We start from the raw sequence: 23,574 nt of genomic DNA, 5'->3' as shown, positions 1-23,574 counted from the left end.
CATCATTTTAACAACTTTCGTATGAATTTTAAAGCACTTTTTGTAGAAGAGTAACGAATTTTCATATCAAATGCCGTAGATTGGGCTAAAATGCTTTTATAATGTGAAAAAGTCCGAAAACTTTCTTCCCCATGATAACTCCCTAATCCACTACTACCGACACCCCCAAAAGGTAAATATGGCGTTGCAAGATGATAGACAACATCATTAATACAGCCTCCGCCATATGAAATATTACTCGTCACTTTCTTTTGTACTTCTTTATCTTCAGAAAATACATATAACGCTAATGGCTTTGGATGTTGCTGAATTGTGTCAATTACTTCTTCTATGTTGTCGTACTCTACAATTGGTAAAATCGGACCAAAAATTTCATCTTCCATAACCGCATCTTGCCATGTAATGTTCGTTACTACTGTCGGTTCAATATGTAATGTATCTTTCTTATAGTTCCCGCCAATTACGACTTGACCATCTTGTAAAAATCGACATAATCGTTCAAAATGACGCTCACTCACAATTCGCACGTAATTATCATTAAGCAGTGGCTCTTTGCCATACTGCTCCGCAATTTCGTGTCGTAATGCCTCGATTAACTGTTCTTTCACGGAAGCATGCACATACATATAATCCGGGGCTACACACGTTTGCCCTGCATTTAAAAACTTCCCCCACACAATTCGTCTTGCTGTTACATCTATTTTCGCATCTTTATGTACAATACACGGACTTTTTCCGCCAAGTTCTAGCGTAAGTGGCGTCAACTGCTTCGCAGCAGCTTCCATCACAACTTTTCCAACACCGACACTACCTGTAAAGAAAATATAATCAAATGGTTCCTTTAACAATTCCGTACTCTCTTCTACACCGCCTTCTACTACCGCTACAAGCTCTTCTGGGAATAATTCCTCTAACATTCTCGTAAGCACTTTTGAAACGTTTGGCGTTAACTCTGACGGCTTTAAAACAACTGTATTTCCAGCTGCCAACGCTCCTACAAGTGGTGCAATTGCTAATTGAAACGGATAGTTCCAAGGTGCAATAATAAGCGTCACACCGTACGGTTCGGGCACTACTTTCCCCTTTGATCCAAAATGAGTGAGCGCTGTTCGAACTCGCTTTGGTTTACTCCAAGATGAAATATGCTTCAATTGAAAGGAAATTTCTTTTAATACATACCCAACTTCCGTTGTAAACGACTCATGAACTGACTTATTTAAATCTAATTTCAACGCCTGAAATATTTCTTCTTCAAAACGCTGAATGCCTTCATAAAGCTTCTTCAAATTATTCTTTCTCACTGCTACACTTCGCGTATGGCCATTATAAAAATATTCCTTTTGTTTATTTACAATAGAAGAAACACTCATTCATTCACCTTCTCCCACTATTTTTATCCAATTCTTTCATTATTTATATAGACTTCATATTTAATAAATTTCTATTCGTAAAGTTACATTATATATAATTTCTTCTTTTATATAAAATTCATTGCTCACAAAAAAACTACCGAAAGAAAATTTTTCGGTAGTTTTACTGTATTAACGATATAAACGAACAGCACCTGCAGAATTATCATCAGCTTGTCCTACTACTTCAAACTTCAGGCCAAGATTCGGTAAAATACGTCCTGCATCTGGAATCTGTTTATTAATATACGTTTTCGAATCATCAAACTTCGGTACGCCTGCTAAGCCGTTATACGTATATGTTCCACGCGTTGGAGATACAACTTTCCAAGCTGGCGTTTTATCGAATGAGAACGCCGCATCAGCAATTTGGAATCGTGTACTACTTGCTACTGTTGGTTTACCATTTAAAGTTCCAACAATTGCTTCTGGATGAGAATCAACTACGCCAAGGAAACCATGTCCTGGATGTAAACCAACCCAGTTATCTATATAAGCTGAGTCTGCATACCATACAACCATACCTGAGTTATATTCTGGACCGCGAGCATATTTCAATGCGTTATCCGAACCAGCATAGTTTCTCCACTCTACATAATAGTTATGTTTTTTCTTCTCTGTTCCATTAGATACAGCGAATCCATCTAATTTGAACTGCGGTGTACCTTCTGCATCATCAGAGAATGCAACTTTACCATCTACTGTTAATGACGCATTATCAAGTAAGAAACCATTTAATGCTAAACCACCATCCGTAATGTACTCAAATGTTAATTTAACTTTCTTGCCTTTAAATTGACTTAAATCGTATGACTTGTCAATCCATTTTCCATTTGTCGAATCTGCCTTTCCACTATTTGCTTTCTCGCCAAGTCTTTCAATTAACGTTTGTTTACCATCTTCTGTTACAGCGTGTACTTCAAGGAAATCATACTCAGCTTCAATCTCATATAATGATTTGAAATCAAATTTCGCATTCGTTGCATTTGTTAAATCGAACAGTGGTGTTTCCATTTTCGTGTGAAGATTGTCACCTTTTGTGCTGTAGTAATACTGTTTACCAAATGCTGGATCAATTGCTTTTACATCTTTATCTGGTAAGTTAACACGAATCATACCTGGGCGGTTAGATTTCGTAACACTTTGGTCTAAATATGTTGCTAGACCGATACCTTTATTTAATTTCTCGTAATCTACTTCTACGATATTTGCCCAGTTACCACCGATCGTTTTTTGGAAAAACTCTTTATTTTGTGGTGAGAAACTCGTTGGCGTTGTTCCTGCAATGTTACCAGCCCAGCTTCCGCCACTCATAACAGACCAAGCTTGAATTGGTTCACCGTCACCAGTATAGTCTGTATCATACTCATCTGGAAGACCTAAATCATGACCATATTCATGTGCGAATACACCAACTGCGCCATCTTCTGGTTCAATTGTGTAGTCGAATGCTGCGATCTTTCCGCCCCAATATGGAACTTTCGCTTGTGTGCCTTCAATTGGGAATGGTTTTGGTCCAACAGTCCAGCGATGTGACCAAATTGCATCGTCACCTAATTTACCACCGCCTGCTTCTTGTCCAACACCCGCATGAATAATCATTAAGTGATCAATTAAACCATCCGGTTGTTTTTGATTTCCATCACCATTTACATCGTATTGATCGAATTGGTCAAACTCTGATAAATCAATACCGCTATCTACAGCTGCTTTTAATGCATCTTTTACTAAATCACGTGGTCCTTTTGGCCCTTTATTATCATGACCTGTAGCAGCATCTGCACCGTAATCAGCAGCTTTACCAGGAACTGTTAACCATTTTGTAACTGTTCCGTCTACTGTATAACTACCGCCAGATTGCTCTTCGTAATATTGTTTAAACGTTTCGATTTTGCTACCATCCTCTAATGCGAATGGCTCATTACCGAATAACATTTTTTCATAATGTTCTTTGTTAAAATCGTCAGTATACATATAACCAGGTTCTTTATCAATATTGTTATGTTTAAAGTCAGCGTACTCTACAAGTAAAACGAGTACTTTATCTTTACGAACTTCACCGTTATATTCTTTTCCCTTTGCTGGAGAAGTTGGTACTTTACCGTTTAGACCACCCTTAACTGGGCCTGTCGCTGCAGGTGTTCCTGTTGCTGGTTTGTCTAACTTTTCTTTCGTATCAGCTTTCGCATCTTTCACTTTCTTTAAAAAGTCAGATGCTTCTTTCGTAAGTGGGTCCCCATTTGATACTTCTTTCCCAGGATTTTCACCCTTTTTGTTCTCTACGTATTTTTCGACGGCTTTCTTTGTTTCTGTCTCTGAAGCCTTCGAATCAATTACCCCACGGTTTTTTAGCGCATTTGCTAAACGTTCTTCTGGAATTAAATGATCATCGACTGGGCTCGTAGCTGTCTTATTCACAGGTGTTTCAGCATATGCAGACTGGCCACCCGCTCCGAATGAAAGACCTAACACAGCTGTCAAAGCGATTGATGACAAAACTTTGAACGGTTTCTTGTTCATCCCTTATTTCCTCCCCTAATAAATAATATGTATTACAAATTGAATTTTATTAAAAATTCAATATTTTTTCAATATTTAGTCATATTATGTAATGTTTTTAATATATTTGTAAAAATTCCATAGTTAGCATACGAATATATCACAATTCAACAATGTTTTCTGAAAATATTGAAAATATTTGTCAGAAACTTTATAATTTCCATAGAGGGAATTTAATGGGGATTTTATCTTTGTTTTATCTACAAAATATTTGATAATTCACTACATAAAAACACAAAATTTGATTGCATTATCACGTATTCTGTAGCAGCAGTTATGACCGATAATTAGGGAGGAATTACATTTGTACAAAGATAAGACTGACGCATTGGATCAAGAATGGATTGATTTAATACTTGAAGCTCTAGATGCTGGTATCGCTCTGCAAGATATCGAACATTTTTTCCAACGTACGAAACCATCAAGCCAGGCTCAATAGGTTTGTTCTTTTTAGCGAAGTTTATGTTATAATAATGACATCATAAGAAGACGACATATTGATAGAAAGGTGCGCAAATATGATTGGAGAACGTATAAAACGCCTGCGTTTACAAAAAGGTATTTCATTAACTGAACTTGCCGAAAAAGCCGGTGTTGCTAAATCTTACATTAGTTCTATAGAACGAAATTTACAAAAAAACCCTTCCATTCAGTTTCTTGAAAAAATCGCAGCAGTTCTACAAATTCCAGTTGATACTTTACTTCACGATGAAACAGCAAAGGAAAATCACTTAGACTCCGAATGGACACAACTCGTTAAAGATGCGATGAGCTCAGGTGTCTCCAAAGAACAATTTCGTGAATTTCTTGAATTTACAAAATGGAAGCAAGATCAAAAATAATAAATAGAAAGAAGTGCTTACAATCGGCACTTCTTTTTTCTTTATAAAAAAAAGCGGGGGATACCCGCTTTTTTTATTTATTATCTTTCTTCGCCATCTGCTTGATGAGCGTTGAATGTCCATTCTAAGTTTAATGAATCACCTTGGAATTTATTTTGATCTTCTTGATTATCTGTGAATTCAAATTGTACCCATAAATAGTCCTCTGTACCAGCATCTAAGCCACCGTTTTCTCCCCACTCAGGAGCAAAGATTGCTTTAGCTAAAACATCTGGCTTTTCATTTTGTAACTTAGCTAATGTTGTTTCATATACAGGCTCACTTTGTTTATCCCAATTCCAAATGAATTTCACCTTAATATGCTCACCAAAGTCTGCACCAGCATTATCACCTTTTGCATCTTTCACAGTATACTTTGTTGCTAATTGAACATCTTTAATTGCTATCGTACCACTGTTCTTTAATAAGAATTCTTTCTTAACAGAATCCCCTGGTTTTAAATCTTTAATATCTACAAGCGTTTTAGGGTCTAATGTAAGATCTAACGTCCCAGCTGCAAATGTATTGTTCGATACTTCTTTATCGCTAAAGTAAGCGAATGTTCCTCCACCAATTAAAGATAACCCCAATGCTGCTGATGCAACTCCCATACCTAATTTCTTTTTCAGACTCACAATCAATTCCCCCTAGCTGTTTTTTATATTTTTATTGCCATCTCTTATTTAAAATAAGAGATGTAGCTAAAACTATATTAGATTAGCTACTATTTGTTCTTTTTTAAAAACCTTATGTTCATTATAACGAACATAACTATATAAATACAACACATATTTATTAATATTTTCAGTTATTTTTATTTCTCAATATTATTTTGAAATTTCAGTAAAATGTTGAGAAATAAAGAAAAAATTTGTTGTTTTTTGACCTATCCCCACTAATTAGTAACCTTCATCCATCTAACTACCTCTAAGTGGCTAAATAAACTAAGAAGGACACGAAAAATAGGCGAGTGATAGTGCTCTCTCACCTATTTGTTTTATAATCCCTATCTACTTTGGAATATTACTATAATTTACTTGCTATCTTTATTTTTCTGTTCTTCTTATTTTTTACTTTCTTCTAGTTTTTTCGCTTCCTCTTGTTTCTTACTCTCTTCTAGTTTTTTCGCTTCCTCTTGTTTCTTACTCTCTTCTAGTTTTTTCGCTTCCTCTTGTTTCTTACTCTCTTCTAGTTTTTTCGCTTCCTCTTGTTTCTTCTTCTCTTCTAATTCCTTTTGTTTCTCAGCCTCACTTACTTGTTTCGCTGTTTCATCTACTAGTAACTTCTCAAAATCTTGAATTTGTTTATCAATCACCTGTAAATTAACTTCTTTATCAACATACTCACAGTTTTCTTTCACTATATGAAAACCAGCATTCACATACGAGAATACTTGCTTATTCGATTCAGTTGCATTTCCTTTTAACTCTTCTTGCACTTGATTATAAGGTTCTTCTATTGATTTATATACTTTTTGTAACGCTTCTCTCTCAGCAACTATTTTTTCACGCCCTTGCTTCCACGTAACAAGCGCCTGTTCTATTTCCTGAGTGGATCTAACATTTAATTTTGATTTCATCCCTTCATACTCATGCAAAATAACTTCCTTATGCTGCTTAGCTTGTTCTATTAATTGATCAACTGTTTTCGGAAAAATACTTGCTGTAGAAATAGTGCCCTCTACTTTCGTTTCATGAATGAAAGCTGCTTCTGTATAAGTCATCATTTGAGAGCCTAAATAAAAAGTAATAGAACACAAACATGGCAATATAAGCATCTTTTTGAATTTACGAGGTTGCTTCAGCATTTTAATCTCTCCTATCGAACAACTCGTTCTTTATCAAGAACTATATCTTTATTATAATAAAGTGAATTACAAAATGATATAAAAATTATGTTTCTTTTTACATTTCATTTTTAGCAGAAAAAGAGACTATCACTTTTGCAGTGACCCCTGTCAAGTAGACAGTATTTAAAAAAGCGCAACTAAGCAACCTGAGTTCTATATTTATATGGACTCAGGTTATTTAATTTCTTTTGAAATCTTTGATGATTATAAAAATGTATGTATTTGCGCACGGCAAATTTAACCTCACCCGCTTTGCGGAAGGAATATAAATGAAAGCATTCTGCTTTAAAGTGACTGAAGAAGTTTTCCATACAAGCATTATCCCAACAGTTGCCTCTTCGAGACATACTTGCCTTCATCTGATATTTTGTAAGTAATTGATTATATTGACGAGATGTATACTGAGAACCTTGATCACTATGTAAGAGGATTCCCTTTACATTTCGTTTTTTCTTTGCCTTTTTAAGTGTATCTAACACAAGCTTTAAGTCGTTTCTACGACTGGTTTCATAGGCAACAATTTCATTATTGTACAAATCCTTAATAGCTGATAAGTACAAGCGTTGTCCATTGAAAATCAAGTAGGTTATATCTGTTACCCATTTCTCATTTGGTCTTGAAGCTTGAAAGTCTCTATTTAGATGGTTATCTGAAATCAAATAGGCCTCTTTTTTTCCGTAATAAGGTCTTTTTCTCCTAATTACGGCTTTGATGCCTAACTCATTCATCAATCTTTGTATGCGCTTATGATTCAAATGAAGGTTATATGTGACTTTCAGCCACACTTGCACTCTTCTATACCCATAAATTCCTCTTAATTTTTTATGACACTCCAATATCTTTTTCTTGATTTTAGTATCTTTTAGTAGTTTTTCAGAAGGCACTAAGTGCCGCTTTATCCATTTATAATATCCACTGCGAGTTACACCAGCAATGGCACATAATAGGGTAACTGTATATCCTTTTTCTAACATCTCAAGTATAACTTCAAACTTTCTCGTTGTGGATATAGCCTGCATACCTCCCTTTACATCCCTAAGAGCTTTTTTAACATTTCATTCTCGGCTTCTAATCGTCTCATCTTGGCTTCCGGATCTTCTGGTTTTGTTCTTGGTCTACCTAGACCTGGACCTTTTGCTTTCCCACGCTTTTCTTCTAGCCCTTTAATACCTTCGGCTTCAAAGTGTTTCACCCAACGACTTACAACCGAGTGATGAATACCTAATTCTTTCGCAACAGTTTTATAGCTCATGCCTTCTTTTAAATATAAATCTATAGCTTTTTTCTTAAATTCTACATCGTAAGTAACTCTAATTTTTCCCATAGAAAAATCCCCTCCATAGTAAACAGGTTAATGTGCTTTCTTTTTTCTGTCTACTATAAGGGGATCATATCACTTTTGATAGTCTCTTTTTGTTGTCCTTATTATTTTGTTTCAGCATCGCCTTGCTGTGCATCAAACGTCCAAGTTAATTGTAACTTATCGCCTTGGAATTCATTTTGATCTTTTTTATTATCAACGAATTCAAATTTCACTTTGAATTTATCAGATTTACCTGCTGAAATACCTTTTTCATCCCAGAACCAAGCAGCTAAATCGTTATTTACCGCAGTAAGTGTGTCACCCTTCAATTTATCTAGCGTTGTTTCTTTTACGATTGTTTCATGCTTGTCTACATTTTTTAAGAAGGTTACTTTAATATGTTTACCAAAATCATCTTTATTATCTTTCTTCACATCTTCTACATTGTAATCTGTTTTTAGTAGTACTTTTTTAATATCTAATGTCCCTTTATTTTCTAATTTAAATTCTTTTTCAACTGTATCACCAGGCTTTAAATTCGATACATTAACAACTGTTGATGGATTTAACGCTAAATCAAGCGTACCAGTCGCAAATGTATTATTTGACACTTCTTTATCGCTGAAAAATGCAAATGTTCCTCCGCCAACTAATGCAGCCCCTAATACTGCTGATGCGATACCCATTCCTAATTTTTTCTTTAAAGTCATGTCCATATCCCCTTAATCTATATATTTGTCAACTTCCTAACCGGAAAGTATAACCAAACGAACTAGACGGATTGTTCTACTTTTTTCTCTTTCTTTTCTCCGTCAATGCTACGAATAGCACTAAAAATAGAAATCGCGGAATAGCCTAGTAAAAAGACTCCTGGAATAATCAGAAGCAAAGCAGCTCCTGCTTTTGAATTCGCATAATTTAATGCATACCCTGCATAAGGAACTGTAATATCTGCATATTTCCCAATGACATTCTCAGCAAGTACTGGTTGTAAATCAGGGCCATTGTTGTTATCCCCTTTTGTTTCATACATTACTTTTCCATTTGTATCTTTCACACCGATAATACGGTGAGTGATAATTTTTTCATCTTTCTCTTTAAAGGTAATAACATCACCTTTTTGATATTTAGAACCATCTTTCGTCGGCTCTATCGCAATGATTGATCCTGTTAAAAATGTTGGTTCCATCGATCCTGAAAGAACGCTCTTAAATTGATATCCCATCACCGTTGGATCACCACCGCTCGCTTTTGAAGAAATAACTACAAAAGCTAAGCAAACCATTAACGTAAATAAAACAAATGAGATTACGTTGCTAATCACCTTCCAAATTAATTTCATCGTTTCTCTCCCTCTCCGTTGTTTTATATTATTTGAAGTATGCAATATTCATTTAAGTTCTTTAACAAGAACACAAGTAAATAATATAACGAACAAAACTGAAATGCAATAAGAAAATTTACAATTATTAGTTATTTTAAATATAAAAAAAGACTGTGACAAAATCTCTTCACAGCCCTTTAAACTAGTAATTTATTTTTCTTCTGATTTTATTCCTTTTGTATTTCGGCGTAGCACTACAAATAAAATAGCTCCAAATAATATGGCAGCACCTATCCCAATGCTTATTATTTTCACGTTTAATTCGTTTACTTCAGGCTCGACCGTATCTTTTTTAGGCAGCGCAAAAGTAACATCTTCTTTAGAAAGAACATTTACCGTCGCAATTGTTTGATTATTCTTCGTAATATCAACTGCCCCAACTACCTCACCACGATGAATTCCTTTATGATACAAAGAATCTTTATCTAATGAAGCCGCACGGAAGGTCGTTCTCACATTTTTCCCTTCATCTTTCTTAAGCATCAGTTCTGCACTTTGTTCAAGCTCGCTATCAATATCTTTATTTAAATACGTTGTCTTTTGGTGCCAACTATGTTTATCTAGTACAGTTTGCTTCACAAATTGACCAAAAGAATATTCCGCCATCTGCTTCAAGTCTTCATAAATTTCAGGTCTTTGAGAAGCCATTACTACATTTATAATACGATTTCCATCCTTCTCATTTAATAGAACGAGCGTATTGCGCGCTTCATTTGTAAAACCCGTCTTACCGCCAATACTATATGGATTTTCAAAATAAGTAGATTTATTAAAAATAGACACCGTCTGTCTAGATGTCGTAACTGTCGTTCTTTTCGTATTCATCGCTTGTAAAATTTCAGGATACTTTTGCACACCTCTCGTAATCATAGCCATATCAAATGGAGTTGTATAATGATTCGGATCATGTAATCCATTTGGTGTTACAAAATGACTATCTGTCGCCCCTAGTTGTTTCGCTTTTTCATTCATCATATTAGCGAAATTCTCCACACTTCCACCAATCCGCTCCGCAATCGCATACGACACATCATTTGCACTTAACACCATTAAAATCATAAGCGCAGTATTTCTATTTATTGTCTCACCAGGTTGAAACTCAATTTGATAATTACTCTTCTCCTGATCTAATGCTAATTGTGAAAATGTAAACTGATCTTCTGGATTCGTATGCTCCATAAGTAAAATCGCCGTTAACACTTTCGTCATGCTAGCGGGAAATGCACGATGATGTGCGTTTTTGTCATACAAAACATCTCCGGTTTTCGCATCAATCGTAGTTGCAAACTGACTAAAAACATTTGGCCCTTCCTTAGGTGGTGGTGCCACTTGTTCTGGATTCACTCCAACATTCGTCTCAGCATGTAACGTCATAGGTGTCAAAAAAAACAAACAAATAACGGTAATAAAAACCAAAATTTTCTTAAAATTAACCATATGACTCTCCCTTTTCACTATACTCTCACAGTTTAAAAATTGAATCTACCAATCTATATGTAATTTGTATTAAATTGGAAGAACATTCACTGTTTTTTACTATATCATACTTTTACGATGAAGAACATAAATATACAATAAAAAATAAGAAAGAATTATTCTTTCTTATCCTTCTCATCAATCAATGAATCTATTAAATTTTGACTAGCTTCCTCAGGTGTAATCTCATCTGTCATCCCCATAAACGACCAACCTTTAGAATCGACCCACTCAACAAACTCTTGTAAAAACTCATCATGTGTAACATCCACATCAAGAATCGAGCCATTAATTGAAATCGTTCTATTTCTAGATACGCGCATCTTGAACGTTTTCCTTACCATTACAATAATTCTCCCTCTACTTCTGAATATTTATGAAATAATCTTGTATCTCTGTTATACATGATTTTAAGTAAATTGTAAAAAGGATATATTGGCCAATTTGGATATTAAACATAGAAATCTCTTATCCTACATAAACCTCGTACGATATACAAATGGTCATAGTATTCAACAATTAGACCCTTTAGATGAATAAAAATTATGGTCTTTTGGAAGATATCACGCAAAATAGTATAATTTGAATAAGAGCACTAAGGCAGCTCCATTTAGATGAACTTTTACGTTGTAGACTTAGAGACTGATGCGGAAATTACTATTTGGTTCCTATTTCTGTACATAATATTGCTGGAAAGAAGGTAGTACTGTGAAAACAACAGAAAATTTTACTGACAAGGCAGATATATATGCGAAATATCGCCCTAGTTATCCTAAAGAATATATTGATTATTTGCTTTCGGCTAACGAACTGAATAAGAATCAGATTGTCGCCGATATTGGTTCAGGTACGGGGATATTTAGCCACCAGCTGCTTGAAAGTGGTTTACATGTCATTGGAGTTGAGCCAAATGATGACATGAGACAAATGGCAGAGCAATCGTTAAGCCAATATTCTCGTTTTCAATCAATAAAAGCAACTGCCGAACATACCACTTTAAAAGAAAATAGTGTAGATTTAGTAACTGTTGCTCAAGCATTTCATTGGTTTGATAAAGAAGCTTTCAAAATCGAATGCCAACGGATTTTGAAACAAAAAGCACATGTTGCTCTTGTTTGGAATAGTAGAGATGTAACTAGCCCAATTATTAAAGAGAATGCAGAAATTTGCCAGAAGACCTGCCCGAATTTCAAAGGATTTAGCGGTGGCATAGAGGAAACTCCAGAAGTTTTTAAAAGCTTTTTTAAAGATGGAAAGTATGAGTTTAAAGAATATCAAAATGATTTACTTTTTGATTATGAAGGTTTCTTGGGAAGAAATTTATCAGGTTCCTATGCTCCGAAAGAAAATGACAAAGAGTATAAAAACTTTGTTTTTCTCCTATCAGAGTTATTCGAAAAATACAGTAAGAACGGAAAAATTGTTCTCCCAAATTTAACGCGAAGCTATCTAGGCAATGTGTAAACAGCCTGATACAAAGAGACTTTGATCGGAATTAAAACAAGCCTAGCCCCTTCCTAAATGTAGAACGAGGTTAGGCTTGTCTTACGTGTTGAAATGTAATCACTTTATTGCCTTTTTACAAAAAAACAAAACAACTTGCTAAAAGGTTTTATACGGCTTTTAATCAACTCAACAAGATTAACACTGTAGATAAAGCTAATAAGATCGATAAAATGCTAACTCGTATGTATGCTGGTAAGAAGCTAACTGACTAATCTAAAACTACACAAAACAAAATAGCCCTACTCGGTAATTATACTTTGGCGAGTATACCGAACAAGGCTACGCAATTCAGTCGAACCTATAAGGCTCTTTCCTCCCTATGGTATCACGAAGCAGGAATAGCTGTAAAGGTTCGACTCCACAGGAGGCGAATAAGTTGAAACTTAAAGATTGGGTTAAATCAACCTTGGTAGCTGGCGGCAGCATTACCTTTCTTTACGCAGCCGGTTACATCGTTTCACTCATGATTGTACACCTGTAAGTATTACCTATCTCGTGTAAATAAACAAAAACTAAAGGGAGAAATTATTATGACAACAAACACTATTCAACCAACTAAATTCGATATGGTTATGGAGGAGATCGATACTCTAGTATCTAACTTCCAAGACTCACTAACTCGTATTACTAATAAAGTGTGCGAAGTAGATACATTCCAACTAGGCGTTACGTATGTAGTTATCTTACGAGCTGGAAAAATCTCTAAAACTCTTAGTTTTAATCTAGATGAATTAACTGAGGAAGATTGTTAACTTCACAGGTTCAAGCTATACAGGTTAACATTTAGAATGATAACAAGTAATAACTAGCGAGCTGGCTCTAATAAGTCAGCTCTTTTACTTTCCTCCTCAGGATTAATCATTGCGGTAATTGAAATTATATTTTATGCACCTGTTGAAACCAATCAAATAATTCATTAACCTATTATTTCCCCCCTAAACACCTCCTTGGATTCAATTTGAACTCCGAGATTACCAAACCTAGTAGCCCCTACCTTTATCCAGAACAAAAAAGCAAGGAGCTCTCCCTTGCTTTTTTTAGTCTTGTATTCTACTCTCTTCTTTTACAATTCTAATAATTTTTCACGTAGGACTAATTCACTCTCCGTCATATATCCTCTATGTATTTCCTCGACAATCTTATCGTGATTAAAACATAATACTTGTTCCTCTCCTAAATAACCCACTGGATATGGAACTCCTACGTAATCAAAATCACGTTTATCTGCTGATACAACCATTCTTCCAATAATCATAACAATTTGTTCTAAATTTTCTAGTTTAACTACTGTTCCAATTGACAAAAGCTTCATAGTTATATATCCCCTTTATTTTTTCACTTTTCTTCCAATAAAGTCCATTAAATATGTAAACCCAATCGCTAATCCGCCAAAAACAAGTACAAAAAAGAAAGTAAGAATACGATCTCCTAATGACTGCGGAAAAAATAATGAAAGTAATGCAATAATAGGTACTGTTATTAGATATATAGTTCTCATATGTTTAAAAGGTCTCATATATTTACTCCTTTTTCTCTGGTTTTACAAAAAATCCAGCTGCAAAGTCTCTATACAAAGGAGTATACAACCCATTCTCGGCTCCAGCATGCACTTTAAAACCTAAATTCCCAACCCCCATCTCAAAACGCAGGGTAATGTCGTGATCACGGAAATACGGAATAATATCCGGTATATCAATTTTTTCAAATAACACTTCATACTTATGCGCAGTATAAGCAGCATCCGCTTTAAATGTATATTCATCAACACCAAATGCACTACTTATATTTTGATACTTTTGTGTCAATGACGCTTTTTCCCCCAATAACCTTTCTTTTTCAATAGAATTTTCCATAAATGAGGCTTCCGCTTTAAAACCAAACAGACCACCTGTTTTAATATCCTCAGTTATAGCCTCTTTGTTTTTTCCAAAATTAGCTTCTAAAGTCCCCGTTCCCAGTTTATTATTTACTGTTGTTCCTTTTCCAATTTCAGTTGTTGAATTTAATATCGTACCTTCTAACTTCCCACCAACTCGTCCCTCTTTAGCACGTTCTGCATTACCTGTAAGAAATTCATATTTATCATTATTTGGCTTTTTATTAAGAATGCCAGAAGCCATCGCAATAGCAACATCCATATTATCTACCTGTTCAAATTTATTAGCAGAATCAAGAAGAAACTTCTCAAGTGGCTCTAATATAGTTATAAATTGTGCCATTTTAAATGATGAATCACGGAAATCCGTATTAAATTTCATATAGGTTGAGCCCAACCAATTACTAGAAATCATATCAATATCTCGTTTTAGTCGCTCCTGTGTTGCAGTTGCATTCGTGATAGTTGATCTAATAGTCCCTGCCACTTTTCGCAACTGTTCAGGAGTAACTTTTATATCCCCCATAGCCATTCCCCTTTTAAATATTTATATAGGATATTTTACCATAGAAAATTAATTTTACAGAATAATATTTTTTATACTCTTAAAAATCTGAAAACTCCTTACCCCTAGCCTTATCTTTCTAGGTAAAACTAAAGAGGTAGCTTTGGATTGCTACCTCACGAGACACGGCCATCCAGTGTGATCTGTTGGAGGAATCTCAATTCAGCATCTTCCTCTACCCTACCTGCTCGGTATTCTATCTCACTTACCTCAGTAACATTAATCCCCTCGAGGTAGACTAACTTATCAAACAGATCACTAAACATGTATAACATCATTTTTAACTTGCTTGATGTCCTCCTCAGGTGTCACTGCTCTATAGTGTGCCTGTTTATACACTTCTCCCTCAGGTTTAAACTTATAAGAAACAGCTACTTTAATATATTGGTTCATATTAGTTTCCTCTCTTTCTATTCATCTCTTTTATTTTGTTGTGCGGCTTAAAAGCTTCTCTTTTATATTCCAGCTCACTAACCTCCTTAACAGTTACATCTAGTACTTTGCCCCCTGAGGTGTGCTTATCAACTGTTTCCTGTATAGTATCTCTATGGAACGGAGCTACAACAACTTTCATCCTCTATCATCTTGCTATAACCATGAAAGATTGTTGATGGAGATCCTGAGTTCGAGCCTCTCCGGGGTCATAAAAAAAGAGAAACCATATCAACTTTCTACGTGATATGGTTTCTCTTTTTTATCTAAGTCAATCACTTCCCACCAAACATCTTTTCCAAAGACTTTGCATTGGCAAATAATACTTCTTTCAAGTTATCATCTGCAACGATTTTATAGTCACCATCTTTATCTTTCTTTAAGTTCAATGTAACTTCGCGAGTTGCCATTGCTGCATCTTTATCCGCTAAGTTTTTGACGATAGTTGATGTCATTGTTTTTTCGATTGCTTTTTCAGATTGTTCTTTGTCTTCGCTAAATGCGCTAGCAAAGGCCATTGGCATAACTTCTCCCACTGCTTTTGTTACAGCAACGGATAGATCTGCAGATGTAATTTTCACTTTCACTTCTGCTTTGTCATCTTTTTTCGATACTTCTTCTGGCTTTTCAAATTTAAAGTTTTTCGTAATTGCACTTAGCATCGCTTTTGCCTCAGCATCATCTGTTTTTTCATTTAGTTTATTAAATTCCTTGTCACTCTCAACAAATGTACGAGCCTTTTCAACATCACCTTTTTGTATCGCTGTTAAAAATTCTTCTGTCGTATCTTTCGGATTTGCACACCCTGCTAAAACACCTACTGTTAATCCTATTACCATCATTAACAGCAATAATTTCTGTATCTTTTTCACGTTCATTCTCCTCTTATCTTTTCTAGTAAGTCATCACTATATAATAGTATGAAACTGACATTACAAACATTTTTTAGTATAGCATTTATATGATTCATTTTCTATTCATCCCCAAAAGATAAAGAGCCTTGCAGTATTCCTACAAGGCCCTCTTCTATCAATCCGTATCCGTAGCACAAATGAACCATATTTTATGCTCCCTACTATCTAGCACCATCCAAGTATTATCCCATGCAACATCGTAAAACCAATCTGTCCAAGGGGCATGACTTTCGAACACTATAATATCCTCATAACGATCTTGGAACATACATTGGCATACATGGCTCGCTAATTGTTTCGCGATTACCATTCTCTCCGGAAAGTCTTTATATGCTCCTCCTCTTATAATTTGAGATGCAATACTCCCATCAAGCATTACCGCACTTCTATATTGAAATTGAAACTTATATTTTTCTGATGTATGTATTTTTAATTCCTCTAAATCTTGTATTATATCTAAAGAATTGAAGATTTTTCTAAAAAAATTCTCGTATTTATCTCTTTCATAAGGTATTTCTTTGAAAAAGTTTTCGTTATGTACTTTAAAACAGCTTATAACCGCTCCGCCATTTACATTTTGTTCCTTGAATGTATGTATAAGTTGCTCAACAGATGAGTCACTCGTTTCTATTTTTTCAAACGTTCCCTCTTTCCATCTCATAACGCTCACTACTCTCTATTAAAAATTTGTTTCTTCATTATAAATAGCTAAATAAAAACCAGCAACTTTAAGATCGCTGGCTTATCTCTTATTCATATTCGAAAACACAATCACAATTGCCCCAAGCACATAATGCCCTACTACCATCCACATACTCCGATCAAAGATCATAAGCGACAACCAAAGCGATATATTAATAGCAGCAAATAATAAGTATAAAATGAAGTCTCTCTTTTGTAGTGCCCCTCTATTCATTGCAATGTAAATGGCTCCAATAGGAGGAAGGATAAAACAAAGGAAAAAAACAAACATTTTTCTTAACGACCATGGATATGAAGTGACTGTCTGCATAGGAATCTCCTTTTCATTTTATAGTACTTTTAACATTGGTCTCACTATTCTATATTCGTCACTATAAGGCTCCTTTATGGTTAAAGGTGAGTGAAGATCTTTTGCTTCTTCTATCATTGTGAATACTTCTGTTTTTTCTTGTAATATGTTGGATTCACTATTTTTAGTAGGTTTTTTACTTGTTTCAATCTTCTTTGTCACTTCTCCGAGCCTTTGCCCCACTTTTTCAGTTTTAGCAGGTTCATTCGTTACGTAATATTCCTGCCCCTCCCATACTAACATAGGTGGCACTTGTTCTCGTTTGTTACATATTATATAAGTAGCACTAGCTACAAGTAGTAGACATGTTAATAAAAAGAAGATAGTTTTTTTATTCATATACTATTCTCCTTATCTATCATTTTATTGGATTATATAATATAGGATATAGATAGTAAATGGTTTTTATGGTGATTTTTGTTTCGTTTTCAAAAAGAAAAACCTTACCGAAGTAAGGTTCCATTTTTTAATTTTATAGTGACTGATTTATTAAAACGATCATTACGATAATCGCTATAAACATAACAACTAAACAGCCGATCATTTTATAAAACCCTCGTTTCGTTAACGTCCCACCTTGAACGTCTTTCCGAATAAATAAGAATACGGCTAAAAATAATACAAGCCCAATGCCAAAAGCATACATCATTTGCATATGTTAATCTTCCTTTCTCTTTTCCATCTTAATATCTTTTTGCCAAAACAACAAACGAGATAAAGACGGTACTCATCGTAAGTGCCATAAGTATATTCAATAGTTCAGTAGCAGATAGTGTAAGTATTTTTAAGTTTAAGCCGATAGAGAAAAGAAGATAATATGCTGTTAATGCAAAAAAGGTCACGAACATTCCTTTATAACGAATAAGTTTCATTCGTTCGTCTTTTTCTTTAAATTGTGGGTGTAAGTAACTTAGGCAAAAACACATAATCATCATACCAAGTAACGGGTAAGTTGCTGCAGGTGGTGTAGAATGCGTCATTATACCTGTTAATATCATAAATCCGCTCATAAATAGAAAAATAATCCCCATAATTACGAAGTACTTTTGTGAATAATTCATCTTTACTCCTCCCCTTCTTTTCCTTCATAAATAAATACATGTTCTATCGTTGTCTGAAATGTTTTCGCTATTTCAAATGCTAACGGAAGTGATGGATCGTATTTTCCCTTTTCAATTGAAATGATGGTTTGTCTGGAAACGCCGAGTTTCTCAGCCAATTTTTCTTGAGATAGTCCAAATTTTTTTCGATATTCGACCATTTTATTTTCCAAGGAAATTTCTCCCTCCTCCCTTATACCGAGTATATATGTAAAGTAAACTTTACGTCAAGCTTCCTTTACATATATTTTAGTTTGTTTCATTCTATTTATATAGAAGAAACTTTTTAACTTCAGCACGTCTATTTTGAAACAAAACACGGAACACTGTAACTAACCGTTACTATATCTCCTCCTCTCTTTTTTTAAAATTTAATATCTCCATATTTGTTTTATCCTTTTAAAATATTTCATTTATCCCTTTGTTCCACAAAATGCATTATTGGTTTTACGGTGTTTTTCGTCATATTTATAGAAACTAACTGTTTATGAAGCATTTTTTATGTTTAGCAACTTTTTTTGTAGAAATCCTTCGCTTTTCTTTCGATATTTAACACTATCTAAATAAAGTTTACGATAAATTCATAATTTTTTATTTTTTATACTATATCCCGTTATATTGTTGTATAATATCAATGAAAGCGCTTATTATTTCAATATACATAATTCGAACTCTTTTTATCTAAACATTCTAACTATTATACTTATATTCACATGCAACAATTTTAGTTATTCGTATAGGTATACCAAATATATCCACCCCATTTTTCTGTAAAATTACTTTATAACATGAAAGATTAACTTGGGTGATAAGTTATTGTGAATGTTTTTTTACAAAACAGATAAGTAATAGTGTTTGGTATTATGTAAATTATTGTAATAACATAAGAGTAAAGAAAAACATTTACATTGATTATTGGTTCATCAATTATTGAAAAGAGCAAAATGCACCTTTTTGTATGGAAAAAGGATTATATGCATTGGGAGGTTTAAACAAATGACGAGGAAGAATACAACGACAAACCCTTGGGCCAAGTTCCATGGTCCGAACCTTGGTTATGTTATTGAACAATATGATCTTTACGTAACTGGAGCAGGTTCTGTTGATCCGGAATTACAAGAGCTTTTTGAAATTTTTGGAGCTCCTTCGTTTCAAGATGATGTCGTAACAGGGGACAACACAGCAACACATTTTTCTCCTCAAAACACAGGTAACATTGAAAAGATTCTTAAAGTTGTTCAGCTTGTTGAACAGATTCGTTCTTTCGGGCATACGTTGGCTCACATCAACCCGATGGAGGATGCTGCAAATGGACAATCTCTTCTTGAGAAAGCAATGAACGAACTGAGCGATGCAGATTTGAAAGCGATTCCAGCGAAAACAGTATGGCAAGATGCACCAGAAGGTATTCACACTGCACTTGATGTAATTCATAGATTAAAAGACGTTTATACAAAATCTTTAGCTTATGAATTTTCTCATATACAAGATAGTGAAGAACGCGCGTGGTTGCATCAAATGGTGGAATCAAATTCATTGCGTCAGCCACTATCAAATAAAAAACGAACTGCTCTTTTAAAACGTTTAACAGCTGTTGAAGGTTTCGAGCAATTCTTGCATAAAACATTCGTTGGGCAAAAGCGTTTCTCTATCGAGGGCGTTGATATGCTTGTACCTGTTCTAGATGAAATTGTGCTAGAAGGTGCCAAGAACGGCGTAGAAGATGTCATGATTGGTATGGCTCATCGCGGTCGTCTAAGCGTACTTGCACACGTATTAGAAAAACCATATACTCACATGTTTGCTGAGTTCAAACATGCAAAAATAGAAGGTGCAGTGGCTAATGCTGGCTGGACTGGCGACGTGAAATACCATTTAGGTAGAGAACAAGTCGTTGGTAACGAAGAAGTTAGCACACGCGTTACATTAGCAAATAACCCGAGTCACCTTGAGTTCGTGAACCCTGTTGTGGAAGGTTTCGCACGTGCGGCTCAAGAAAATCGTAAAAAATCTGGTCTTCCAGAACAAGATATTTCAAAATCATTCGTAATTTTAGTTCATGGTGATGCTGCATTCCCTGGTCAAGGTATTGTATCTGAGACATTGAACTTAAGCAGATTGAACGCGTATCAAACGGGCGGAACAATTCATGTTATCGCAAACAATGCAGTTGGTTTTACGACTGATAGCTATGATTCTCGTTCTACGAAATATTCAAGTGACCTTGCAAAAGGTTTCGATATTCCGATTGTTCACGTGAACGCTGATGATCCAGAAGCTTGTCTTGCTGCTGCAAACCTTGCAATTCAATATCGTACATTGTTCAAAAAAGATTTCTTAATCGATTTAATTGGTTACCGCCGCTACGGTCATAACGAAATGGATGACCCAGCAGTTACACAACCACAAGTGTACAAAAAGATTAAAAATCACCCAACTGTAAGAGCAATTTATGCAGATCAATTACAAGCTGCTGGTGTTCTAAATGCAGATGAGATTGAAACAATTACACAGTTTACGCAAGAGCAATTAAAATCTGACTATGCACAAGTACCGCCAGCTGATACAAGCGATGCAACAATTCACGTTAAAGTACCAGATGTTGTTGCAAAAGGCATTCAGCCAATTGATACTGGTGTTGAGCTTGACTCACTTCGTGCAATTAATGAAGGTCTATTATCTTGGCCAGAAGGCTTTAACGTATATCCGAAAGTGAAGAAAATTCTTGAGCGCCGTAAAGATGCTCTTGAAGAGAACGGTAAAATTGAATGGGCTCTTGCTGAGTCATTAGCATTTGCTTCTATTTTACAAGAAGGTACGCCAATTCGCTTAACTGGTCAAGATTCACAGCGTGGTACATTCGCGCACCGTCATATCGTATTACACGATACTGATACAAATGAAACATATTCACCATTACACCGCTTACCAAACATTAATGCATCCTTCTCTGTTCATAACAGTCCGTTATCAGAAGCTGCTGTTGTTGGTTACGAGTATGGTTATAACGTATTCGCTCCAGAAACGCTTGTTATGTGGGAAGCGCAATATGGTGATTTCTCAAATACTGCGCAAGCATTATTTGATCAATATGTTTCAGCAGGAAGAGCAAAATGGGGTCAAAAATCTGGTTTAGTTCTTCTATTACCACACGGTTATGAAGGTCAAGGACCAGAGCACTCTAGTGCGCGTCCTGAGCGTTTCTTACAGTTAGCTGCTGAGAACAACTGGACAGTTGCAAACTTAACGAGCGCGGCACAATACTTCCATATTTTACGTCGTCAAGCATCTATCTTAGGAACAGAAGCTGTTCGACCATTAGTACTGATGACGCCGAAGAGTTTATTACGTCACCCACTTACGCTTTCAACTGCTAGTCAGTTAAGCGAAGGACGTTTCCAACCTGCTTTAGAACAAGAAAACCTTGGCACAAAACCAAACAAAGTAAAACGTCTTGTTTTAAGCACAGGTAAAATGGCGATTGACTTAGCAGCAGAAATCGAGTCTGGTAAGCATGAGTACAACTTAGATGAAGTTCATATCGTTCGCATTGAGCAGTTGTACCCATTCCCTGCTGAGAAAGTTCAGTCTATTATTAAACGCTTTAAAAACTTAGAAGAAATTATTTGGGTTCAAGAAGAACCTCGTAATATGGGCGCATGGCATTACATGGCTCCAATTCTGTTCGAACTAGCTGGAGATAAAGTGAAAACGGGTTACATTGGACGCCCAGATCGCTCTAGTCCATCTGGTGGCGATCCATTCGCTCACAAAGCTGAGCAAGAACTAATTGTTGCTCACGCTTTAGACGTGAAGTATAACTTCCGTCAAGATAAACTAGAAATTGAAGTTTTCAGCAACTAAAAAGTAACAATGAAGGTTTCTAGCTTGTTCCCCTGGGCAGATATTCTGCCCAGGGGGGCGGCTAACAAATGGAGATTACCGAAGACAAAAGAAGAAAAAACACACCGTTAGGCAAATAAGGGGAGGACATTTAAAATGATCGAAATTAAAGTACCTGAGCTTGCAGAATCTATTACAGAAGGAACTATTTCACAATGGCTTATCAACGTAGGCGACAAAGTTGAGAAAGGTGGCAGCGTTGTTGAGCTTGAAACTGATAAAGTCAATGTAGAAATCATTGCAGAAGATTCAGGTATTGTATCGAAGTTACTAGGCGAACCTGGGGATACAGTTGAAGTTGGCGCAACTATCGCAATTTTAGATGCAAACGGAGCACCAGTTGCAGTAAGTACACCTGCACCGGCTGCTGAGCAACCAAAACAAGAAACAGCTGAAGCACCAAAAGCTGCGGCACCAAGTGCTGAACAAACTGCAACTCTACAAGGTTTACCAAATACAAACCGTCCTATCGCATCACCAGCTGCTAGAAAAATGGCTCGTGAATTAGGAATCGACTTAAACGACGTACGCAGCACTGATCCACTTGGACGTGTGAGACCACACGATGTACAAGCTCATGCTGCAACACCAAAAGAAGCACCAGCTGCTCCAAAAAGTCCAGCTCCTGCTCCAGTGGCAAAAACTGAATTCGAAAAACCAGTTGAGCGCGTGAAAATGTCCCGCCGCCGTCAAACAATTGCAAAACGTCTTGTAGAAGTTCAACAAACATCTGCAATGTTAACAACATTTAACGAAGTTGATATGACTGCAATCATGGAATTACGTAAAGAGCGTAAAGATGCTTTCGAGAAAAAACATGATGTACGTCTTGGTTTCATGTCATTCTTCACAAAAGCAGTTGTTGCAGCATTAAAACAATTCCCATTATTAAATGCTGAAATTCAAGGTGACGAGCTTATCATTAAAAAATTCTATGATATCGGTATTGCAGTAGCAGCTCCAGATGGATTAGTTGTTCCAGTTGTACGTGATGCGAACCAATTAAACTTCGCTGAAATTGAAAGCGAAATTCGTGAATTAGGTAAAAAAGCACGTGACAACAAACTTTCATTAAAAGAACTACAAGGTGGTACATTTACAATTACAAACGGTGGTGTGTTCGGTTCTCTAATGTCAACACCGATCCTAAACAGCCCACAAGTTGGTATTTTAGGAATGCACAAAATCCAAGTACGTCCAGTTGCAATTGATAACGAGCGTATGGAAAACCGTCCAATGATGTACATCGCTTTATCTTACGATCACCGTATTGTTGATGGTAAAGAAGCAGTTAGCTTCCTTGTTGCTGTTAAAGATATGCTTGAAGATCCAAAATCATTATTATTAGAAGGTTGATGAACACTCC

28 protein-coding genes are annotated in these 23,574 nt (G+C 35.6%); 6 read left to right on the top strand and 22 right to left on the bottom strand.

Going from position 1 to position 23,574, the window contains the following annotated elements; genetic code table 11:
- Window positions 1-2 precede the first annotated feature (2 nt).
- Window positions 3-1,370: an aldehyde dehydrogenase gene (locus ATN06_RS06720; RefSeq protein ID WP_060630026.1), complete on the bottom strand. Its 1,368-nt coding sequence runs from the start codon at window positions 1,368-1,370 to the stop codon at window positions 3-5.
- 171 nt (window positions 1,371-1,541) lie between these two features.
- Window positions 1,542-3,929, bottom strand: coding sequence for a M6 family metalloprotease immune inhibitor InhA1 (gene inhA1 / locus ATN06_RS06715; protein WP_060630025.1), 2,388 nt, complete (start codon window positions 3,927-3,929; stop codon window positions 1,542-1,544).
- Between the two features lie 343 nt (window positions 3,930-4,272).
- Here inhA1 and ATN06_RS06710 point away from each other — a divergent pair, with 343 nt between their 5' ends.
- Together ATN06_RS06710 and ATN06_RS06705 are read left to right on the top strand one after the other, a co-directional pair.
- Complete coding sequence (locus ATN06_RS06710; protein WP_060630024.1) at window positions 4,273-4,407, top strand: anti-repressor SinI family protein; 135 nt, start codon at window positions 4,273-4,275, stop codon at window positions 4,405-4,407.
- A gap of 79 nt (window positions 4,408-4,486) precedes the next feature.
- Window positions 4,487-4,810, top strand: coding sequence for a helix-turn-helix domain-containing protein (locus ATN06_RS06705; RefSeq protein ID WP_060630023.1), 324 nt, complete (start codon window positions 4,487-4,489; stop codon window positions 4,808-4,810).
- An 80-nt stretch (window positions 4,811-4,890) separates the two neighbouring features.
- Here ATN06_RS06705 and calY read toward each other — a convergent pair whose 3' ends face one another.
- The 8 genes from calY to ATN06_RS06665 form a co-directional block, all read right to left on the bottom strand.
- Window positions 4,891-5,484, bottom strand: coding sequence for a biofilm matrix protein CalY (calY, locus tag ATN06_RS06700; protein WP_060630022.1), 594 nt, complete (start codon window positions 5,482-5,484; stop codon window positions 4,891-4,893).
- 428 nt (window positions 5,485-5,912) lie between these two features.
- Window positions 5,913-6,656, bottom strand: a complete 744-nt coding sequence (locus tag ATN06_RS06695; RefSeq protein ID WP_060630021.1) for a DUF4047 domain-containing protein — start codon at window positions 6,654-6,656, stop codon at window positions 5,913-5,915.
- Between the two features lie 179 nt (window positions 6,657-6,835).
- Window positions 6,836-7,717, bottom strand: coding sequence for an IS3 family transposase (locus tag ATN06_RS06690; protein WP_060630020.1), 882 nt, complete (start codon window positions 7,715-7,717; stop codon window positions 6,836-6,838).
- 8 nt (window positions 7,718-7,725) lie between these two features.
- Window positions 7,726-8,022, bottom strand: coding sequence for a transposase (locus ATN06_RS06685; RefSeq protein ID WP_000516531.1), 297 nt, complete (start codon window positions 8,020-8,022; stop codon window positions 7,726-7,728).
- 101 nt (window positions 8,023-8,123) lie between these two features.
- On the bottom strand, window positions 8,124-8,711 hold the full coding sequence (locus tag ATN06_RS06680; RefSeq protein WP_060630019.1) for a CalY family protein: 588 nt from the start codon (window positions 8,709-8,711) through the stop codon (window positions 8,124-8,126).
- Window positions 8,712-8,773: 62 nt separating this feature from the next.
- Window positions 8,774-9,343 (bottom strand): signal peptidase I SipW, encoded by a 570-nt coding sequence (sipW, locus tag ATN06_RS06675; RefSeq protein ID WP_000767817.1) that lies wholly within the window; start codon window positions 9,341-9,343, stop codon window positions 8,774-8,776.
- Window positions 9,344-9,535: 192 nt separating this feature from the next.
- Complete coding sequence (locus ATN06_RS06670; RefSeq protein WP_060630018.1) at window positions 9,536-10,822, bottom strand: D-alanyl-D-alanine carboxypeptidase family protein; 1,287 nt, start codon at window positions 10,820-10,822, stop codon at window positions 9,536-9,538.
- A 155-nt stretch (window positions 10,823-10,977) separates the two neighbouring features.
- On the bottom strand, window positions 10,978-11,205 hold the full coding sequence (locus tag ATN06_RS06665) for a hypothetical protein (RefSeq protein ID WP_000251865.1): 228 nt from the start codon (window positions 11,203-11,205) through the stop codon (window positions 10,978-10,980).
- Between the two features lie 364 nt (window positions 11,206-11,569).
- Between ATN06_RS06665 and ATN06_RS06660 the strand changes: the two genes are divergently transcribed.
- Complete coding sequence (locus ATN06_RS06660) at window positions 11,570-12,325, top strand: class I SAM-dependent methyltransferase (protein ID WP_060630017.1); 756 nt, start codon at window positions 11,570-11,572, stop codon at window positions 12,323-12,325.
- A 572-nt stretch (window positions 12,326-12,897) separates the two neighbouring features.
- Window positions 12,898-13,119 (top strand): hypothetical protein, encoded by a 222-nt coding sequence (locus ATN06_RS06655; RefSeq protein WP_060630016.1) that lies wholly within the window; start codon window positions 12,898-12,900, stop codon window positions 13,117-13,119.
- Between the two features lie 311 nt (window positions 13,120-13,430).
- On the opposite strand, the gene ATN06_RS06650 is transcribed toward ATN06_RS06655, so the two are convergent.
- The 12 genes from ATN06_RS06650 to ATN06_RS06595 form a co-directional block, all read right to left on the bottom strand.
- Window positions 13,431-13,679: a DUF4176 domain-containing protein gene (locus ATN06_RS06650; RefSeq protein ID WP_060630015.1), complete on the bottom strand. Its 249-nt coding sequence runs from the start codon at window positions 13,677-13,679 to the stop codon at window positions 13,431-13,433.
- Between the two features lie 15 nt (window positions 13,680-13,694).
- Window positions 13,695-13,883: a hypothetical protein gene (locus ATN06_RS06645; protein ID WP_044792781.1), complete on the bottom strand. Its 189-nt coding sequence runs from the start codon at window positions 13,881-13,883 to the stop codon at window positions 13,695-13,697.
- Between the two features lie 4 nt (window positions 13,884-13,887).
- The gene (locus tag ATN06_RS06640; RefSeq protein WP_060630014.1) at window positions 13,888-14,769 is read right to left on the bottom strand and encodes a WXG100 family type VII secretion target; all 882 of its coding nucleotides are present in this window, start codon (window positions 14,767-14,769) and stop codon (window positions 13,888-13,890) included.
- A gap of 297 nt (window positions 14,770-15,066) precedes the next feature.
- Window positions 15,067-15,201: a hypothetical protein gene (locus tag ATN06_RS29570; RefSeq protein ID WP_254904394.1), complete on the bottom strand. Its 135-nt coding sequence runs from the start codon at window positions 15,199-15,201 to the stop codon at window positions 15,067-15,069.
- Window position 15,202: 1 nt separating this feature from the next.
- On the bottom strand, window positions 15,203-15,382 hold the full coding sequence (locus ATN06_RS06630; RefSeq protein ID WP_060630013.1) for a hypothetical protein: 180 nt from the start codon (window positions 15,380-15,382) through the stop codon (window positions 15,203-15,205).
- A 133-nt stretch (window positions 15,383-15,515) separates the two neighbouring features.
- Window positions 15,516-16,112, bottom strand: coding sequence for a hypothetical protein (locus ATN06_RS06625; RefSeq protein ID WP_060630012.1), 597 nt, complete (start codon window positions 16,110-16,112; stop codon window positions 15,516-15,518).
- A gap of 157 nt (window positions 16,113-16,269) precedes the next feature.
- Complete coding sequence (locus ATN06_RS06620; RefSeq protein WP_060630011.1) at window positions 16,270-16,815, bottom strand: hypothetical protein; 546 nt, start codon at window positions 16,813-16,815, stop codon at window positions 16,270-16,272.
- An 81-nt stretch (window positions 16,816-16,896) separates the two neighbouring features.
- Complete coding sequence (locus tag ATN06_RS06615) at window positions 16,897-17,166, bottom strand: hypothetical protein (RefSeq protein WP_060630010.1); 270 nt, start codon at window positions 17,164-17,166, stop codon at window positions 16,897-16,899.
- Window positions 17,167-17,184: 18 nt separating this feature from the next.
- Window positions 17,185-17,544, bottom strand: a complete 360-nt coding sequence (locus ATN06_RS06610; protein ID WP_060630009.1) for a hypothetical protein — start codon at window positions 17,542-17,544, stop codon at window positions 17,185-17,187.
- Between the two features lie 133 nt (window positions 17,545-17,677).
- The gene (locus ATN06_RS06605; RefSeq protein ID WP_001178300.1) at window positions 17,678-17,860 is read right to left on the bottom strand and encodes a DUF3976 domain-containing protein; all 183 of its coding nucleotides are present in this window, start codon (window positions 17,858-17,860) and stop codon (window positions 17,678-17,680) included.
- Between the two features lie 28 nt (window positions 17,861-17,888).
- Window positions 17,889-18,266, bottom strand: a complete 378-nt coding sequence (locus ATN06_RS06600) for a hypothetical protein (protein WP_060630008.1) — start codon at window positions 18,264-18,266, stop codon at window positions 17,889-17,891.
- A 2-nt stretch (window positions 18,267-18,268) separates the two neighbouring features.
- Window positions 18,269-18,478 (bottom strand): helix-turn-helix transcriptional regulator, encoded by a 210-nt coding sequence (locus ATN06_RS06595; RefSeq protein WP_000428510.1) that lies wholly within the window; start codon window positions 18,476-18,478, stop codon window positions 18,269-18,271.
- Between the two features lie 823 nt (window positions 18,479-19,301).
- On the opposite strand from ATN06_RS06595, the gene odhA reads away from it, so the two are divergent.
- Together odhA and odhB are read left to right on the top strand one after the other, a co-directional pair.
- Window positions 19,302-22,169: a 2-oxoglutarate dehydrogenase E1 component gene (odhA, locus tag ATN06_RS06590; protein ID WP_060630007.1), complete on the top strand. Its 2,868-nt coding sequence runs from the start codon at window positions 19,302-19,304 to the stop codon at window positions 22,167-22,169.
- A gap of 135 nt (window positions 22,170-22,304) precedes the next feature.
- On the top strand, window positions 22,305-23,564 hold the full coding sequence (gene odhB, locus ATN06_RS06585) for a 2-oxoglutarate dehydrogenase complex dihydrolipoyllysine-residue succinyltransferase (protein WP_060630006.1): 1,260 nt from the start codon (window positions 22,305-22,307) through the stop codon (window positions 23,562-23,564).
- Window positions 23,565-23,574: the final 10 nt, after the last annotated feature.

The sequence above is a fragment of the Bacillus thuringiensis genome, from assembly GCF_001455345.1.
GTDB classification, from domain to species: domain Bacteria; phylum Bacillota; class Bacilli; order Bacillales; family Bacillaceae_G; genus Bacillus_A; species Bacillus_A thuringiensis_N.
Note: the sequence above shows the minus strand (reverse complement) of the source record. Positions and strands in the feature narration are given on the sequence as shown.